The organism is Pseudescherichia sp. (assembly GCF_031998825.1).
Classification (GTDB): domain Bacteria; phylum Pseudomonadota; class Gammaproteobacteria; order Enterobacterales; family Enterobacteriaceae; genus Pseudescherichia.
On the sequence record NZ_DAMACX010000009.1, the window covers coordinates 92042 to 108669 of the forward strand.

The 16628-nt window shown below is 58.3% G+C and carries 16 protein-coding genes; all 16 read right to left on the reverse strand.

What is annotated here, in order from left to right; genetic code table 11:
* Positions 1-4: 4 nt before the first annotated feature.
* Entirely contained in the window at positions 5-1567 is a 1563-nt protein-coding gene (locus tag RTP97_RS06635) for an ABC transporter substrate-binding protein (RefSeq protein ID WP_312412067.1), read from the reverse strand.
* On the reverse strand, positions 1564-2808 hold the full coding sequence (locus RTP97_RS06640) for a M20 family metallopeptidase (protein WP_312412070.1): 1245 nt from the start codon (positions 2806-2808) through the stop codon (positions 1564-1566). Before RTP97_RS06640 ends, RTP97_RS06635 begins: the two co-directional genes overlap by 4 nt.
* A gap of 60 nt (positions 2809-2868) precedes the next feature.
* On the reverse strand, positions 2869-3645 hold the full coding sequence (locus RTP97_RS06645; protein WP_312412074.1) for an ABC transporter ATP-binding protein: 777 nt from the start codon (positions 3643-3645) through the stop codon (positions 2869-2871).
* The gene (locus RTP97_RS06650; RefSeq protein WP_312412077.1) at positions 3645-4415 is read right to left on the reverse strand and encodes an ABC transporter permease; all 771 of its coding nucleotides are present in this window, start codon (positions 4413-4415) and stop codon (positions 3645-3647) included. The genes RTP97_RS06645 and RTP97_RS06650 overlap by 1 nt, the downstream gene beginning before the upstream one ends.
* Positions 4412-5419, reverse strand: coding sequence for a glycine betaine ABC transporter substrate-binding protein (locus RTP97_RS06655; protein WP_312412080.1), 1008 nt, complete (start codon positions 5417-5419; stop codon positions 4412-4414). Before RTP97_RS06655 ends, RTP97_RS06650 begins: the two co-directional genes overlap by 4 nt.
* A 29-nt stretch (positions 5420-5448) precedes the next feature.
* A complete protein-coding gene (locus RTP97_RS06660) occupies positions 5449-6150 on the reverse strand; it encodes an amino acid racemase (protein ID WP_312412083.1) in 702 nt (233 codons plus the stop codon).
* A complete protein-coding gene (locus RTP97_RS06665; RefSeq protein ID WP_312412085.1) occupies positions 6147-7148 on the reverse strand; it encodes a D-cysteine desulfhydrase in 1002 nt (333 codons plus the stop codon). Before RTP97_RS06665 ends, RTP97_RS06660 begins: the two co-directional genes overlap by 4 nt.
* Before the next feature lie 163 nt (positions 7149-7311).
* Entirely contained in the window at positions 7312-9780 is a 2469-nt protein-coding gene (gene rnr / locus RTP97_RS06670) for a ribonuclease R (RefSeq protein ID WP_312412087.1), read from the reverse strand.
* 38 nt (positions 9781-9818) lie between these two features.
* A complete protein-coding gene (gene nsrR, locus RTP97_RS06675; RefSeq protein WP_312412089.1) occupies positions 9819-10244 on the reverse strand; it encodes a nitric oxide-sensing transcriptional repressor NsrR in 426 nt (141 codons plus the stop codon).
* A gap of 165 nt (positions 10245-10409) precedes the next feature.
* A complete protein-coding gene (locus RTP97_RS06680; RefSeq protein WP_312412092.1) occupies positions 10410-11708 on the reverse strand; it encodes an adenylosuccinate synthase in 1299 nt (432 codons plus the stop codon).
* A 102-nt stretch (positions 11709-11810) separates the two neighbouring features.
* A complete protein-coding gene (locus RTP97_RS06685) occupies positions 11811-12008 on the reverse strand; it encodes a DUF2065 domain-containing protein (RefSeq protein WP_103818641.1) in 198 nt (65 codons plus the stop codon).
* A 75-nt stretch (positions 12009-12083) separates the two neighbouring features.
* A complete protein-coding gene (gene hflC, locus RTP97_RS06690; protein WP_312412095.1) occupies positions 12084-13088 on the reverse strand; it encodes a protease modulator HflC in 1005 nt (334 codons plus the stop codon).
* 2 nt (positions 13089-13090) lie between these two features.
* Positions 13091-14350, reverse strand: coding sequence for an FtsH protease activity modulator HflK (hflK, locus tag RTP97_RS06695; RefSeq protein ID WP_312412097.1), 1260 nt, complete (start codon positions 14348-14350; stop codon positions 13091-13093).
* Between the two features lie 66 nt (positions 14351-14416).
* Entirely contained in the window at positions 14417-15697 is a 1281-nt protein-coding gene (gene hflX, locus RTP97_RS06700) for a ribosome rescue GTPase HflX (RefSeq protein WP_312412100.1), read from the reverse strand.
* A gap of 67 nt (positions 15698-15764) precedes the next feature.
* Complete coding sequence (gene hfq / locus RTP97_RS06705; protein ID WP_042388550.1) at positions 15765-16073, reverse strand: RNA chaperone Hfq; 309 nt, start codon at positions 16071-16073, stop codon at positions 15765-15767.
* A gap of 96 nt (positions 16074-16169) precedes the next feature.
* A partial coding sequence (gene miaA, locus RTP97_RS06710) for a tRNA (adenosine(37)-N6)-dimethylallyltransferase MiaA (protein ID WP_312412102.1) occupies positions 16170-16628 on the reverse strand: 459 nt, incomplete at its 5' end.

Below are 16628 nucleotides of genomic sequence, written 5' to 3' on the forward strand. Positions count from 1 at the left end.
CCACTCAGGGCTGGCTGACGGTGACGTTCCACAGCACCGGACCAATCAGGTCGTGGTACCCCTTAACGTTTTTCTTAATAGCAACCGGCTCCGGCGTGGTATGGCCGAGCACAATCACCGGCAGATACTGCCAGGTCAGCACGTGGAGCTTGTCCACCAGCGGCTTCGCCTCTTTTAGCGACGGAGCCTGCTTGATCGCATCCAGCACGCCGTCAATCTCCGGGCTGTTGCTCAGCCCTGGGAATTTGGCCCGCGAGTCGAGGAATGGATACTGGTGCAGTACCTGTCGCATCGAGAACTCCAGCGCGCAGAGATCGAAGTTTTTCGGATCCTGGCGGCGCTGCAATACGGTCGGCCAGTCGTAGACGTCGAGGCGCGACTTGACGCCGATCTGCTTGAGTACCTGCTGGGCGACAATCGCCAGGTTATAGAGCTCGGCATACTCTTTGGTGGCGATGATCACCACCTCTTCGCCGTTATAGCCGGACGCCTTTACCAGCTGGCGGGCCTCGTCGAGCTTATGCTGATTCCAGAACGGCTTGCCCGCGTCGCTGTACCAGTCGACCTGGTTAGGGAAGCCCAGAGAGGGATCCTCTTTAAAGAAGCGCGGATCGCTGTAGCCTGCCAGCAGCGTCTGATGGACGTCGAGAGCAAGGTTAAACGCCTGGCGCAGCTTAACGTTGGCAAAGGGTCCCTGCTGCTTGTTGAAGAGATAGGTAATCAGCGATCCGCCGCTCTCGGGCTGAGCCAGGGAGAGGTCCGGGGCGCTGCTCAGGGCGTCGATATTGTCCTTCGGCAGGTTAAAGACGAGGTCGTACTCGCCGGTCATCGCCCCCGCCAGCCGGGTTGACTCATCGGTAATGTAGCGGAACCAGATATCCTTCACGTTGGCCTGCTTCTGGCCGGAGAGACCGCTGGCCGGCTCACTGCGGGCGCTATAGCCATCGTAGCGGGTCAGGTGCAGATACTCGCCCTGCTTAAACTCCGCCAGCTTATAGGGACCGGTACCGATCAGTTCGCTGACCGGCTTTTTACTGCTGTTCGCCTCATCAATAAGACGTTTAGGCATGATCGCCGCAATGTTCTTCACATCGGCCAGCACGTTAAGCGTAATTAGCGACGGCTCAGGAAGGACGAGGTGCACGGTCTTATCGTCGACCTTGCTGAAGACCGCGCCGGGGAGGTTAGCTTTTCCCTGGGTGGAGACCGCCAGCCAGCGGCTCATTGAGGCAACCACGTCGTCTGCCGTCAGCGGCTGCCCGTCATGGAAGCGGACGCCGTCGCGCAGCACAAAGGTATAGGTTTTACGATCGTCGCTCAGGGTGTACGACGCCACCAAATCCGGCACCGGCTCAAACTTATCGTTGATGGTGAACAGCTCTTCAAAGATGTGGCGATCCACGTCCGAAGTGGCGTTGTTGGTGGTTAAGTAAGGATCCAGCGTACCGGGCCGGTTGCCATAGGCGATGTTCAGCGTGGCGTTGCGGTTTACGGCTTCAGCCAGCGCGCTTTCCCAGGGTAAAGAGGCCGCCAGCAACAGTGCGGCGGCAGAGAACACGTTTTTCATTCAGCAGCGGCTCCGGTCAACGTTCTGTCAGCGTATGGGGTGGATTTACGCCCGGCAAATTCGTCTTTCGCCGCCTGCAATAGCGTCGGCTCAGTCAGCAGGCGCAGGCCCGCGTTAGCCAGCACCACTGCCCCGGTGACCAGCGCATCGTAGCCCTGCTCGGAGTTAGCGGCTTCGCGGAAGGCGACGGTGTGACCGATCAGATCGTCGGGACCAATCTTGATCGACGGATGCGCGGTAGGCACGGCATGGCTGATATCGCCTACGTCGGTAGAGCCTTTGCCCTCTTTCTGGCGCAGATCGACCTGCTCACCTACAGCGGTAAACTCTTCGAGGAAGAGGTTGTTCAGCGTGTGGTTAATATTAAAGTCGCGGGGGCCAACCTGGTGCTCGATTCTGACCGTGGTACCGGTGGCGATGGCAACGCCCTCGGCAATGGCGCGGAGACGCGGCTCCAGGGCTTCCACCGCCTCGCGGGTTTCAGCCCGGATGTAGTAGTGCGCGGAGGCGTACTCCGGGATCACGTTCGGGGCCTGACCGCCGTTGGTGATGATGCCGTGCACGCGCACGCCGTCAGGCAGCTGCTGGCGCAGCACGCTAATGCCGTTATAGAGCAGCACCAGCGCATCCAGGGCGTTAACCCCTTTGTGCGGCGAGCTGCCCGCATGGGAGGGCTTGCCGTAGAAGTGGAAATAGAGGTGGTTGTTAGCTAAAAATGGCCCAGTTAGCTGCGTTTTGCCGCCGGGGTGGACCATCATCGCTGCATCAACATCCTTCAGAAAACCGTGCTCAACGAAGCGGGCTTTGACGTTGCCGTTTGGCCCGCCCTTGCCGCGCAGGCCGCCCTCTTCCGCAGGGGTGCCCAGCACCACCACCTTGCCGCCGGTCTGGTCGAGGGTCTCGCTCAGGGCGATCGCCGCGGCGATACTGGTCACGCCAATAATGTTATGCCCGCAGGCGTGACCGATATCGATCAGGGCATCGTACTCCGCCAGGTAGGCGATGGTCGGGCCCGGTTTGCCACTCTCTTTCACCGCATAGAATGCCGTTTCATGTCCGGCCACGTTCGAGGTGACCTCGAAGCCATTTTTCGCCAGCAGCGCCGTCAGCAGACCGTTGGCATAGTACTCGTTGTTCCCGGTCTCCGGGTGCGCATGAATATCTTTCGAGATCGCAATATATTCGTCGCGGTGTTGGTGAATACTCTGTTCCAGCCGGGTTTTTAATTCGCTAATGCTCATTGCTTCCACCTTGTGTTGATGACAGTCGATTCATTCCCGACACCGGGAACCACGGATTAACTAAAAATGGCGCTTTGCCTCCTGGCGGACGCGGTGCAGAACGTGCTGTTTAATCTCGCCGTACAGCGGATGCGCCGCCAGATTTTCGATATCGCGTTCACGGCCAAACGGCAGGGTCACCTCTTCGACGATTTTTCCCGGTTTTGCCGACATGATCAGGATGCGATCGGCGAGGAACAGCGCCTCCTCCACGTCATGGGTGACGAAGAGCAGCGTGGTCTCCGTTGCCAGCCAGGCGTTGCGCAGCAGCTCCTGCATCATCAGGCGCGTCTGGGCATCAAGCGCACCAAACGGCTCGTCAAGCAGCAGCACCTCGGGACCAGGCAGCCAGGCGCGAGCCAGCGCCACGCGCTGCTTCATACCGCCGGAGAGCTGCCAGGGGGCATGGTTCTCGAACCCCCTCAGCCCAACGCGAGCCAGCCACTCCCGCGCCTGCGCGTTGACCTCGTCGCGGTTATGCTTGCCAAGACGCGGACCAAAGGTGACGTTATCCAGCACCGACAGCCACGGAAACAGGTTCGGCTGCTGGAAGATCATTCCCCGCGACGGGCCGGGCTGGCGCACCGGTTCTCCGCCGCACAGCACACGCCCGCTGTCGGGCTGGTTAAAGCCTGCCACCAGGTTGAGGATGGTGGATTTGCCGCAGCCCGACGGCCCCAGCAGCACCACAAACTCCCCCTTTTGCAAGGAGAGGGAGATATCCTCAAGAACGGTAAAAGGGTGCGGTTTTGCCGCAAACTGGAGAGAGACATTCTCCAGCGCAATCTGTACAGCCATTATTCTTTCCCCGCCCAGGGCACAAACAGGCGTTGCAGGCCCAAAAGAAGAAGATCCAGCAGATAGCCAATCCCGCCGAGCAACAGAATGCCCAGCATCACAATATCGGTGCGCAGGTAGGAGCTGGCGTTGATCACCATCCAGCCGAGGCCCGAGCTGGCGGCTACCATCTCCGCCGCGATAAGCGAGGTCCAGCCGATGCCAATCGATAGCCTGACGGTGGTAAACAGCTCCGGTAGTGCGTCCGGCAGCACCACGCGCAGAAAAATCTGCCCTTTCGTCGCGCCCAGCGTCTGGGCGACGCGGATGCGTGACCGGCCGATGCGCTCAACCGCCGCGCTGGCCCCCACCACCACGCTCAGGAAGGTGGCGATGAAGATCAGGAAGAACTTTGAGGCTTCGCCGATGCCAAGCCACACCACCGCCAGCGGGATCAGGGCAATCTTCGGCAGCGGGCGCAGAAACTGGACGAAGGGGTTTAGCACTGCCGACAGACCGTTGGAGAGGCCCATCAGCAGCCCGAGCGGGATGCCAATCACAATCGCCACGGCGAAGGCGCTCAGCGCCCTGGCCAGGCTCACCATCACATGCTCCCAGAGCGGCACCTGACGGTAACCGTCCGCCAGCAGCTCTTCCGTGGTTAAACCGATATCGGTTAACGACGGCAGCAGAAGCGGATCCACCCACTGCCGGGTGGCCGCCACCTGCCAAATTGCAAAAAAGATCGCCACCGATGCAACGCTGATGGCGATGTGCTGACTCAATCTCATTGCGCTGCTACCGCCGCTTTACGAATGTATTCGGAGTTGATCGCGGCATCCCAACTGGCTGGGATGTCACGCTTGCGGATCTCGCCAATGCCGGCGAGGAAGCTGGAGGTTTTGCTCAGCGCCTTGCCGATCCCGCTGTCGGTGGTCTGGGTGCCGTTGCCCAGCCAGGCTGCCGTGCCCTGCTCGGCCAGGGTGGGGTACTCCAGGCCGCCGAGGGTGTTAGCTGCGGTAGTCACCGGGGCACCCACCTCTTTTGCCACGATGGCTGCCGCACGCTCAGGATCCTTCTTGAACTCGTTGACCTTCTCCTGATGCACGCGCAGGAAGGCGCTGACGGTTTCCGGATACTGCTCAGCGAAGGCTTTACGCACCACGTAGTTGTTGTAGATCAGGTAGCCATCTTTCTGCAGATCTTTGGTGGCAAAGACCTGATGACCGCCGGAGGACTCCAGCTCCTGGGCAAACGGGGCCCAGACGTAGCCTGCGTCTATATCGCCCCGCTTCCATGCGGCGACCATCTCAGCCGGGCGCAGCGGCAGCAGGGTAATTTTGCTGCGGTCGAGCTTATTGACGCTAATTGCCGCCTCCAGCGCGTATTGCGCGGTAGAGTTTGGCGGATAGGCCACGCGTTTCCCTTCGATGTCCTTAATGTTAGTAATGCCATCTTTGCCAATTAAGCGCTCGTAGCTGGCAATCACCCCGGAGACGCCAATAATCTCTACGGGTAATTTACGCACCACGCCCGCGGTAGCCGGGCTGGATCCGAAATTAGCAATATCGATGGCGTTGCTGGCGAAATAGCTCAGCGCATCCGCGCCGGAAGCAAATTGCACCCATTTCACTTTGCTGTTTAACGCTTTATCCAGCGAGCCGTCGGCTTTCGCCAGCATTAATACCTGCGAACCGCCGCTATAGGCGACACGCACCTCTTCCGGTGAGGCGGCCCAGGTCATATTTGTCCACAAGCTACCCGCTGCCAGTAATATGCAGAGACTTTTTTTCATTTTATTTATCCTGTTAGAGAGTGAAGAGATTAACGATATTCCTGCCAGAGGGCCGAACATCGCTCCGCCAGCGCCTGGGCAGGATCGATGGCGTGATCAAGAAAGGGGGAGTCGATGGCGTCCAGCGCCACCGGCACTTCAGTGCAGGCAAGAATGAGCGTTTCTGCGCCCCGCTCAACCAGCGCCTGGGCCTGAAGAGAGAGCAGCTCGCCACCCTCGCGCAGCGCACCGCGCTTGACCGCGTAGCAGCCGGGAACAAACCAGCTCTCCAGCTCCTGCTCGCCAGGCAGCACCGGGGTAACGTTAAGGCGCTCCAGCCCCTGTTGGAACCAGCCCGCCGCCAGCGTGCCGTGGGTCGCGATGACCCCGACGCGCGTCGGCGCACGCTCAGCGATACGTCCGAGGGTTGCCTCAACGATATGCAGGATCGGCGCATCGCTGGCTTTGCTCAGGGCGTCATACCAGTGATGAGCAGTATTGCAGGGGATCGCAATATGGCTCGCCCCGGCGGCGTTAAGTTTTTCGATCCCGTTCAGCAGCTGCGGCAGCGGCGACGGGCCAAGCCCGGCCAGCGCCTTCTGCCGATCGGCAATCTGCGGAACGTTCCAGGCAACGACCGGGATCTGCTGCTGATCGCTGGTCGCAGGCGTCGCTGCCAGCAGCTTCGCCATAAAGTCGACCGTCGCCAGCGGCCCCATGCCGCCGAGAACGCCTAACAAAAACGGTTTCATTTTTCCAGCACCTGGCGATAGCCAAACAGCCCGGCAGAGCCGCCGGTGTGGATGAACACCACGTTCTCATCCTTGCGGAAGTGACCTTTGCGGATCAGATCCACCAGCCCGGCAAAGCCTTTGCCGGAGTAGACCGGATCCAGCAGGATACCCTCGTGACGCGCCAGCAGGCGCAGCGCCTCCAGCATCCCTTCGGTCGGCAGGCCGTAGCCTTCGCCGACGTAGTCGCTGTTAGCCACCACGGCGTCACGCGGCAGCTCGCCCGGCACATCCAGCAGCTCAAGGGTGCGGGAGGCCAGATTCCAGACGTTCTCCTCCTGCTTCGCCTTCGGCGCACGCACGCTGATGCCGAGGACCGGAACGTGGCTGTGGGTGGCGTGGAAGCCCGCGACCAGCCCGGCCTGAGTGCCGGTGCTGCCGGTAGCGTGGACAACGTGATCGATACGCAGGCGCAGCTGGGAAGACTGGTAGAGAAGCTCCTCGGCGCAGGCAACGTAGCCCAGCGCGCCGATGGGGTTAGAGCCGCCGCCAGGGATAACGTAGGGGCGGTGGCCCTTCTCGCGCAGCTCGCTGGCGTAGATATCCATGGCCTGCTGCATGTCGGTACCGCCCGGCAGATGAGCGACGATTTCGCCGCCGAGCAGCTCATCCAACAACACGTTGCCGGAGCGCTGATAATCTTCGCCAAAGTCGGTGACCCGCTTCTCCAGCAGCACTTTGGCTGGCAGGCCGAGCTTCGCCGCGCCGGCGATGGTCTGCCGCACGTGGTTGGACTGGGTAGCGCCCTGGGTAATAATCACGTCAGCGCCCTGCTGCTGCGCGTCGGCCAGCAGGAATTCAAGCTTACGGGTCTTATTTCCGCCGGTAGCAAGGCCGGTTGCATCGTCGCGCTTAATCCATATTTTCGGCCCGCCCAGCAAGGCTGAGAGATTTTCTAAAGGTTCAAGCGGGGTCGGAAAATGGCCCAGTGAAAGTCGTGGGAAACGTGCCAGATGCATAATAGCTCCTTGCGAATTAACGCATCAGATATTTAACAATTATGCAGCTACTATACACAGGCGGGCTTGGGGGCTAAGAACAAATAAAAAATATCGATTGCCGGAAATTAGCTAACGGTAGAAATAAAAAAACCCCCTTTACGAATAAAGGGGATTAATAATCTTACTCAGCGGTTTTCTTTTTTGCCGCGCGTTTTGCTTTTGTCGCGGCGGCTATTTTTTGCGTTTTCGCCGACGGGGCTTTTGCCGACGGGGCTTTCTCTTTCTTCACCTTCGGCTGTGCGCCGTCGGTGCCTTTTCTTTTGCCTTTGCCTTTTTCACGGCGGAACTCGCTGTCCGGCTCAAAGTTACCTTTTTTACCGACCTGGCGACGGCGGCCGCTGGGTTTACCCGCAGCACCTTTTTTAGCACGTTCGCGTTCGGTCTTGCCGACGTTACGCGGGGCGCGCTCGCTGGAGATCAGGGCAAAGTCGATTTTGCGATCGTCCATGTTTACCGCTTCGACGCGTACTTCGACGCGATCGCCCAGCCGGTAGGTCTGGCCGCTGGATTCGCCAATCAGGCGCTGACCGATCTGATCGAAACGATAGTAGTCATTATCCAGCGAGGAGACATGTACCAGGCCGTCAATAAACAGCTCGTTAAGGCGCACAAAGAAGCCAAAGCCGGTGACGCTGGCGATCACGCCCTGGAAGTTGCTGCCCACGTGATCCTGCATAAAGTCGCACTTCAGCCAGTCGGCAACGTCGCGGGTCGCTTCGTCGGCGCGGCGTTCAGCCATCGAACAGTGCTGGCCCAGCTGCAGGACCGCTTCCATCGGATAGTGGTAGCCGCCTGACGGCGTGCTGTTACCCTTAAGCCCCTGCTCTTTCGCAACCAGGTACTTGATGGCGCGGTGCAGGGAGAGATCCGGGTAGCGACGGATCGGCGAGGTAAAGTGGGCGTACGACTGTAGCGCAAGACCAAAGTGGCCCCGGTTCTCTGGATCGTAGATCGCCTGCTTCATGGAGCGCAGCAGCATGGTCTGCAACATCTCATGGTCGGGACGATCGGCGATGGACTCCAGCAGCGCGGCGTAGTCCCGCGGCTCCGGCTTGTTGCCGCCTGGCAGCTCCAGACCCAGCTCGGCCAGCACCGAGCGGAACGAGGTAATGGCTTCGGTGGTCGGGCGGTCGTGAATACGGAACAGCGCAGGTTCTTCTGCCTTCTCGACAAAGCGGGCGGCAGAGATGTTGGCGAGGATCATGCACTCTTCAATCAGCTTGTGGGCGTCGTTACGCTCGGTCAGCTCGATGCGCTCGATACGGCGCTCGGCGTTGAAGATAAACTTCGCCTCTTCGCTCTCAAAGGAGATACCGCCGCGCTCTTCCCGCGCCTGGTTCAGCGTTTTATAGAGGGTATGCAGCTCTTCAATGTGCTTCACCAGCGGTGCGTACTGCTCACGCAGCTCCTGGTCACCCTCCAGCATGTGCCACACCTTGGTATAGGTCAGGCGTGCATGGGAGCTCATCACCGCTTCGTAGAATTTGTAGCCGGTTAAGCGCCCTTTCGCCGAGATAGTCATCTCACAGACCATACAGAGGCGGTCAACCTGCGGGTTGAGGGAGCAGAGGCCGTTAGAGAGTACTTCCGGCAGCATCGGTACGACCTGCGACGGGAAGTAGACCGAGGTACCCCGGCTGCGCGCTTCGTCATCCAGGGCGGTGCCTGGGCGAACATAGTAGCTTACGTCAGCAATGGCTACCCACAGACGCCAGCCGCCGCCGCGTTTTTTCTCGCAGTAGACCGCGTCATCAAAGTCACGGGCGTCTTCGCCATCAATGGTGACCAGCGGCAGGTTACGCAGATCAACGCGTCCGGCTTTCGCCTCCTCCGGGACCTCCTCCTTCAGGCCGCTAACTTCCTGCTCAACGGCAGGCGGCCAGACGTAGGGGATCTCATGGGTGCGCAGGGCCATGTCGACCGCCATGCCGGTACCCATGTTATCGCCGAGTACCTCAACGATCTTACCGATGGCTTTGGTGCGTCGCGTCGGGCGCTGGGTAAGTTCGACGACTACCACGAAGCCCATCCGCGCGCCCATTATCTCTTCCGGCGGAATAAGGATATCGAAGCTCATGCGGCTGTCGTCCGGCACCACAAAGCCCACGCCTGCGTCGGTAAAGTAGCGGCCAACGATCTGGCCGGTTTTTGGCACCAGCACGCGCACGATGCGCGCTTCACGACGTCCTTTACGATCGGAGCCGAGCGGCTGGGCCAGCACCTGGTCGCCGTGGATGCAGGTTTTCATCTGCTCGCTGGAGAGGTAGAGGTCGTCTTTGCGGCCTTCGACGCGCAGGAAGCCGTAGCCGTCGCGGTGGCCAATGACTATCCCCTTAAGCAGGTCGAGACGTTCCGGTAGGGCGTAGCACTGGCGGCGGGTGAAGACCAGCTGCCCGTCACGCTCCATGGCGCGCAGGCGGCGGCGCAGCCCTTCCAGCTGCTCTTCGCCTTCAATATTGAGTTCCTGCGCCAGTTCTTCGCGGTTAGCCGGTTTTTCGCGTTTTGATAAGTGATCGAGAATGAACTCGCGGCTGGGAATAGGGTTCGCGTACTTCTCAGCTTCGCGCTCCTGGAAAGGATCATGTGACATAGCGGTTCCTCCGTTGTCAGCTCTGGCAGAGCGTTCTCTTACTCCACCAGTAATAATTTATACAGCGGTTGATTCTCTTCAACCAAATCGGCCAGCGTGTAGCGATCAAGTTCCATCAGAAAACTGTCCACGGCCTTAGAGAGTGCCTGCTTCAGACGGCAGGCAGGGGTAATGTGGCAAAATGCGCTGCTGCAGTTCACCAGCGCAAGCGGTTCCAGCTCGCGCACAACGTCACCAATGCGGATGGTATTGGCCGGTCTGCCCAGACGAATGCCGCCGTTTTTCCCTCTGACCGCCGCGACGTAGCCTGCCCGGCTGAGCTGGTTGATTATTTTGACCATGTGGTTGCGGGAGACCCCGTACACTGCTGTCACTTCAGAGATATTGGTCATTCGCCCTTCCGGTAGCGACGCCATATAGATCAGGGCACGCAATCCGTAATCGGTGAAACTCGTTAACTGCACATCAACCTCAGGATAAAGGGAAAAACGCGGGATAGCCGCAATGACACTAACTATACCTTAAATAACTCGCGATGAAGGTAGGCAGCTAATTTATTTGAACAGAGGAGGCAAAAGAGGGCACGTAGGCCCGGCTAGCAGAGCGCCGCCGGGCAAAGTCACATCACATTACGCGTCAAACGGATCGCGCAGGATCATCGTCTCAGAACGGTCAGGACCGGTAGAGATAATATCGATCGGCACTTCGGTCAGCTCTTCAATGCGCTTGATGTAGTCCAGCGCCGCCTGCGGCAGGCCGCTGCGCGCTTTCACGCCGAAGGTGGTTTCAGACCAGCCCGGCATGGTTTCGTAGATCGGCTCGATACCTTCCCAGTCGTCAGCGGCCAGCGGCGTGGTAGTCACTTCGCGGCCGTCCGGCAGACGGTAAGCTACGCAGATTTTCACCTCTTTCAGGCCGTCCAGCACGTCTAGCTTGGTCAGGCAGAAGCCGGACAGGGAGTTGATCTGCACTGCACGACGAATCGCAACGATATCCAGCCAGCCGGTACGACGGCGGCGACCGGTGGTTGCACCAAACTCGTTACCCTGCTTGCAGAGGAACTCGCCGATGTCGTCGAACAGTTCGGTCGGGAACGGACCAGCACCTACGCGGGTAGAGTAGGCTTTGATGATCCCCAGCACGTAGTCCACGTAGCGCGGACCCAGGCCGGAGCCGGTCGCCACGCCACCGGCGGTGGTGTTGGAGGAGGTCACGTACGGATAGGTACCGTGGTCGATATCCAGCAGCGTACCCTGCGCACCTTCAAACATGACGAAATCGCCACGCTTGCGCGCCTGGTCCAGCAGATCGGAGACGTCCACCACCATGCCGGTCAGGATGTCGGCAATTGCCATCACATCGTCCAGCACTTTCTGGTAGTCAACGGCGTCGGCTTTGTAGAAGTTCACCAGCTGGAAGTTGTGATATTCCATCACCTCTTTCAGCTTGGTAGCAAAGGTCTCTTTATCGAACAGATCGCCAACGCGCAGGCCGCGACGGGCCACTTTATCTTCGTAAGCCGGGCCGATACCACGACCGGTGGTGCCGATCGCTTTCGCGCCGCGCGCCTTTTCACGCGCCACGTCCAGCGCAACGTGATAGTCGAGGATCAGCGGGCAAGCTTCGGAGAGCAGCAGACGTTCGCGTACCGGAATACCACGCTCTTCCAGGCCTTTCATCTCTTTCATCAGCGCAGCAGGAGAGAGCACCACACCGTTACCGATGATGCTGGTCACATTGTCACGCAGAATGCCTGATGGAATAAGATGGAGGACGGTTTTTTCACCGTTGATTACGAGAGTGTGGCCTGCATTGTGACCGCCCTGATAGCGAACCACATACTTAGCACGTTCAGTAAGGAGATCGACGATCTTACCTTTGCCTTCGTCACCCCATTGGGTGCCCAGTACGACGACGTTGTTACCCATTTTTCAAAATCACCGTTTGCTTAAAAAAGGATTCTACCATCGCTTTTTCTGATAATCAGCACTTTTTGTCGGCAAATTTCGGCCAATCTGCGTGCTATTTCTCTAGCCAATCGTTTTCCTCAACATATAGTAGATCACGACTCCGGCAACCACTAATCCCCCGCCAAAACGGCGTAAAATAGTATCCGGCAGCAGCGCGAGGGAGGCGATCATGCGTCGCCACAGACGCGGATAGAGCATCGGACCCAGCCCTTCCAGCACCAAAACTAAGGCTAGCGCCAACCAAATGGTGGAGTTCATTATGCTTCCTTCAAAAGAAAACCACCGTCTCCTGAGGATGACGGTGGTTTGATTAGCGTAGTGACGACTGCGGACTTAGCGAGTAACCGTTCCCGGCGTCTTCATGTAGCGGAAGAAGTCGCTGTCCGGGCTGAGCACCATCACGTCCTGATTGCTCTGGAAGCTGCTCTCATAGGCGCGCAGGCTACGGATAAAGGCATAGAAGTCCGGATCCTGGCTGAACGCGTCGGCAAACAGCTTAGCCGCTTCGGCATCGCCTTCACCGCGCAGGATACGTCCTTCACGCTCGGCTTCCGCCAGCGTCTTGGTTACTTCGTAATCCGACGTTGCGCGCAGTTTTTCTGCTGCTTCCTGGCCCTGTGAACGGTGGCGACGAGCAACCGCTTCACGCTCGGCGCGCATACGGTTGTAGATCGCCTCAGAGACTTCGCTCGGCAGGTTGATCTGCTTGATACGCACATCCACCACTTCGATACCCAGCGCGGCCATACTGTTCGGGTTCACGACCGGCACCTTGCCGTTCGTTTCCGCCGTAATACGTTTGGCTGCTTTAGCAATTTCGTCATCCGCCGCAGGCGTTGCCACTTCATCTTCCGTGCCGGCAGAGCCAGAGTTCAGCGCGTCGCGCACTTCCAGGGTCAGACGACCACGGGAGTCGGTCACGATGTCCTTAACGTCGAGACGGCCGATCTCTGAACGCAGACGGTCAGAGAACTTACGTTTCAGCAGCACTTCGGCCTGGGAGACGTCACCGCCGCCGGTTGCCAGGTAGTAGCGGCTGAAGTCGCTGATGCGCCACTTGATATAGGAGTCAACGATCAGGTCCTTCTTCTCTTTGGTTACAAAGCGATCGGCCTGGTTGTCCATGGTCTGGATACGCGCATCCAGCGTTTTCACGGTCTCAATAAACGGCAGCTTAAAGTGCAGGCCCGGCGTAAAGACCAGTGGTTTGTTTTCATCGTCACGCAGCACTTTACCGAAGCGCAGCGTGATACCGCGCTCGCCCTCTTTCACCACAAAGATTGAGGTGTAGAGCACTACCAGCACGATGATAATTATCGCAATTACAGACTTACGCATCGTTATTCCCCCTGACGCTGGTAGTCGTTACGCTGTGCGTTAGCACGGCGTTGGTCCATGATGTCACCCTGGCCAGCAGACGGTGCGTTACTGGTGCTGTTGCTGGTGTTTGACGCAGGTGGCAGGCGCAGCAGGTTATTCGCCCCGCTGGTATCGCTCTTGGCCACAGGCGCGCCGCCTTTCAGCATCTGATCCAGCGGCAGAACCATCAGGTTGCCGCCTTTATCGTTAACCAGCACCTTGCGGGTGTGGCTCAGCACTTTCTCCATGGTTTCGATATAGAGACGCTCGCGGGTAATTTCCGGGGCAGCCTTATACTCCGGCAGGATCTTGGCAAAGCGCGCCACTTCACCCTGCGCTTCCAGAATAGTCTGGGTGCGGTAGGCACGCGCTTCCTCAAGGATACGCTGCGCCTGGCCGTTCGCACGCGGCTGAACTTCGTTGGCGTAAGCTTCGGCTTCACGAATCGACTGCTGCTCGTTCTCACGGGCGGCAATGGCATCGTCAAACGCGGCCTGCACCGCTTCCGGCGGACGTGCGGCCTGGAAGTTGACGTCCAGCAGGGTAATACCCATGTTGTACGGACGAATAGTCTCCTCCAGCTCACGCTGGGTATCGCTACGAATAACGGTACGACCTTCGGTCAGGATGCGGTCCATGGTGTATTTGCCGATCACGCCGCGCAGGGCGCTGTCGGTGGCCTGGCGCAGGCTGTCGTCGGCGCTGGTCACGCTAAACAGGTAGCGTTCAGGATCGGTTACACGGTACTGAACGTTCATCTCAACGCGCACCACGTTCTCGTCAGAGGTCAGCATCACGCCAGAGGCCGCCAGCTCACGTACCGACTCAACGTTTACCGCCGTGACGTCATCAATAAAGGTCGGTTTCCAGTTCAGGCCCGGCTCTACCAGATGACTGAACTTACCGAAACGGGTTACAACGCCGCGCTCCGCCTCTTTAATGGTGTAGAAACCGCTGGCCGCCCAGATAATGACGACTGCCGCCGCCACGATGGTGACAATGCGGCCACCCATGCGGCTGCGTGGGCCGGGTGCGGAGGTGCCGCCGCCCGATCCGGTTCCTTTCCCACCGCCAAAGCCGCCCAGTTTCTTGCTCAGCTTGCGGAAGATATCATCTAAATCAGGAGGCCCCTGATCGCGACCGCCTTTATTTCCATTTCCCCCAGAGTTGCCGCCTTGATTATTGCTGCTTCCCCACGGGTCGCGGTCTTGTCCGTTATTACCGGGCTGGTTCCACGCCATGTATGTGCTCCATATTTGTTATTCGTTATCCCCTGGAGGGGAAAAGTCTTCAGGCAAGCCGCCAGGTCAGACTACGTAGTCAACCAATGCAGGTTCTTGTTTACAGAGGCGACGCCATTCAACAATCGGCAGACGAACTTGCAGACCCAGGCTGCCGTCCTCCTCCGTCCACTCTTTTTCTATCGCCTGAAGCTGATAAAATCGGCTTCTTAGCCGCCCCTCCTGCGGAGGCAGGTGCAGCGTATGCTGGGCCACCTCCCCGGAGAGACGCTCGGTTAGCGCCTGAAATAACAGTGGTACACCCACCCCGGTTTGCGCTGACAGCCAAACCCGAATCGGTCTGTTTTCATCGTCCCTGTCAATACGCGGCTCAAAATCGTCCAGCATATCGATCTTGTTCATCACCAACAGCGTCGGGATCTCATGAGCGTCAATCTCTTCGAGAACGGTATTCACCGCCTCAATGTTTTCCTGGACGCGAAGATCGGCAGCATCGATCACGTGCAGCAGCAGCGTGGCCTGGCGCGTCTCCTGCAGGGTCGCCTTAAAAGCGGCCACCAGGTCGTGCGGCAGATGGCGGATAAAGCCTACCGTATCTGCCAGCACGGTCTCGCCGACGTCGGCGACGTCAATGCGGCGCAGGGTGGGATCCAGCGTGGCAAACAGCTGGTCCGCAGCATAGACCTGCGCTTCAGTGATCTGGTTAAACAGCGTCGATTTACCGGCGTTGGTATAGCCGACCAGCGATACCGTGGGGATATCCGCTTTCGCGCGCGACCGACGCCCCTGCTCGCGCTGTTTGCTAACGCGCTCAAGGCGCGAGAGGATCAGGGTGATACGGTTACGCAGTAAACGACGGTCGGTTTCGAGCTGGGTTTCACCCGGACCGCGTAAACCAATCCCGCCCTTCTGACGCTCAAGGTGGGTCCAGCCGCGCACCAGTCGCGTGGCCAGATGGCGCAGCTGCGCCAGCTCAACCTGCAATTTCCCCTCATGGGTACGTGCACGTTGGGCAAAAATGTCTAAAATCAGACCGGTGCGATCGATAACACGACACTCGCACAGTCTCTCCAGGTTTCGTTCCTGGGCTGGGGTTAGGGCATGATCAAAAAGCACAACCGATGCACCCGATGCTTTTACGGCGTCCGCTATTTCAACTGCCTTACCTTCACCAACAAAATATTTGGGGTGCGGTGCTTTACGGCTACCGGTAATCACCTGCATTGCGTCGACGCCAGCTGAAGAGACCAGGGATTCAAACTCCTGGAGATCTTCCATATCTTTGTCTTGCGAAAAATAGATGTGTACCAGCACCGCCTGCTCACCGGCATCATAACGGTCAAACAAGCGTAAACCCTCTTAGAATACCAGCGGGGAACACCAGGCTCCCCGACATGGAAAACAGCAAAAAACCTTATTCGGTCTCTTCGCTGTCCTGTTGTGATGCAGAAGAACCCTGCGCGTTGCTGCTATGGTGATAGTTACTGGTGCCGCCACCGGTGTTGTTACTGTGATGAGAAACCGGACGCGACGGGACAACAGTAGAAATTGCGTGCTTATAGACCATCTGGCTGACCGTGTTTTTCAACAGGATCACGAACTGATCGAAAGACTCAATTTGACCTTGCAGCTTAATACCATTCACCAAATAAATAGAAACCGGAACGCGTTCCCGACGCAGCGCGTTCAGAAACGGGTCTTGTAAAGATTGCCCCTTAGCCATTCTATCTTTTCCTTATATGCTTGTTTTGTACTTTGAACCCGAAGGTCCTGAAAACTGCGTAAAATTTTGCGCACGATCCGATGTAATTGTACACATTCAGTCTGCGTTAGCACCAACAACCTGTAATACTTCATTTCGCGCCTGTTCCGGCTTTTCACTGTCTAGCCAGTGAACGCCCTCCCAACCGCGAAGCCAGGTTATCTGGCGTTTCGCTAACTGTCTCGTCGCGCAAACACCTCGATAAACCATTTCCTCATATGAGATCTCGCCTTCAAGATATGACCACATCTGGCGGTATCCCACACAACGAACGGAAGGCATGTCCGTATGCAAATCTCCACGGGCAAAAAGCGCCCGCACTTCTGCTTCAAAACCTGAAGCCAACATCTGATGAAAACGCTGCTCAATTCGTTGATGGAGCAGTTCACGGCTCGCCGGGGCGATGGCGAACTGATGCACCTGATACGGCAGAGCTTCTCCTGACGTTTGCGTCAGTTCCGTTAAAGTTTTACCCGAAATGAAAAAAACTTCCAGTGCCCGGGAAAGCCTTTGCGG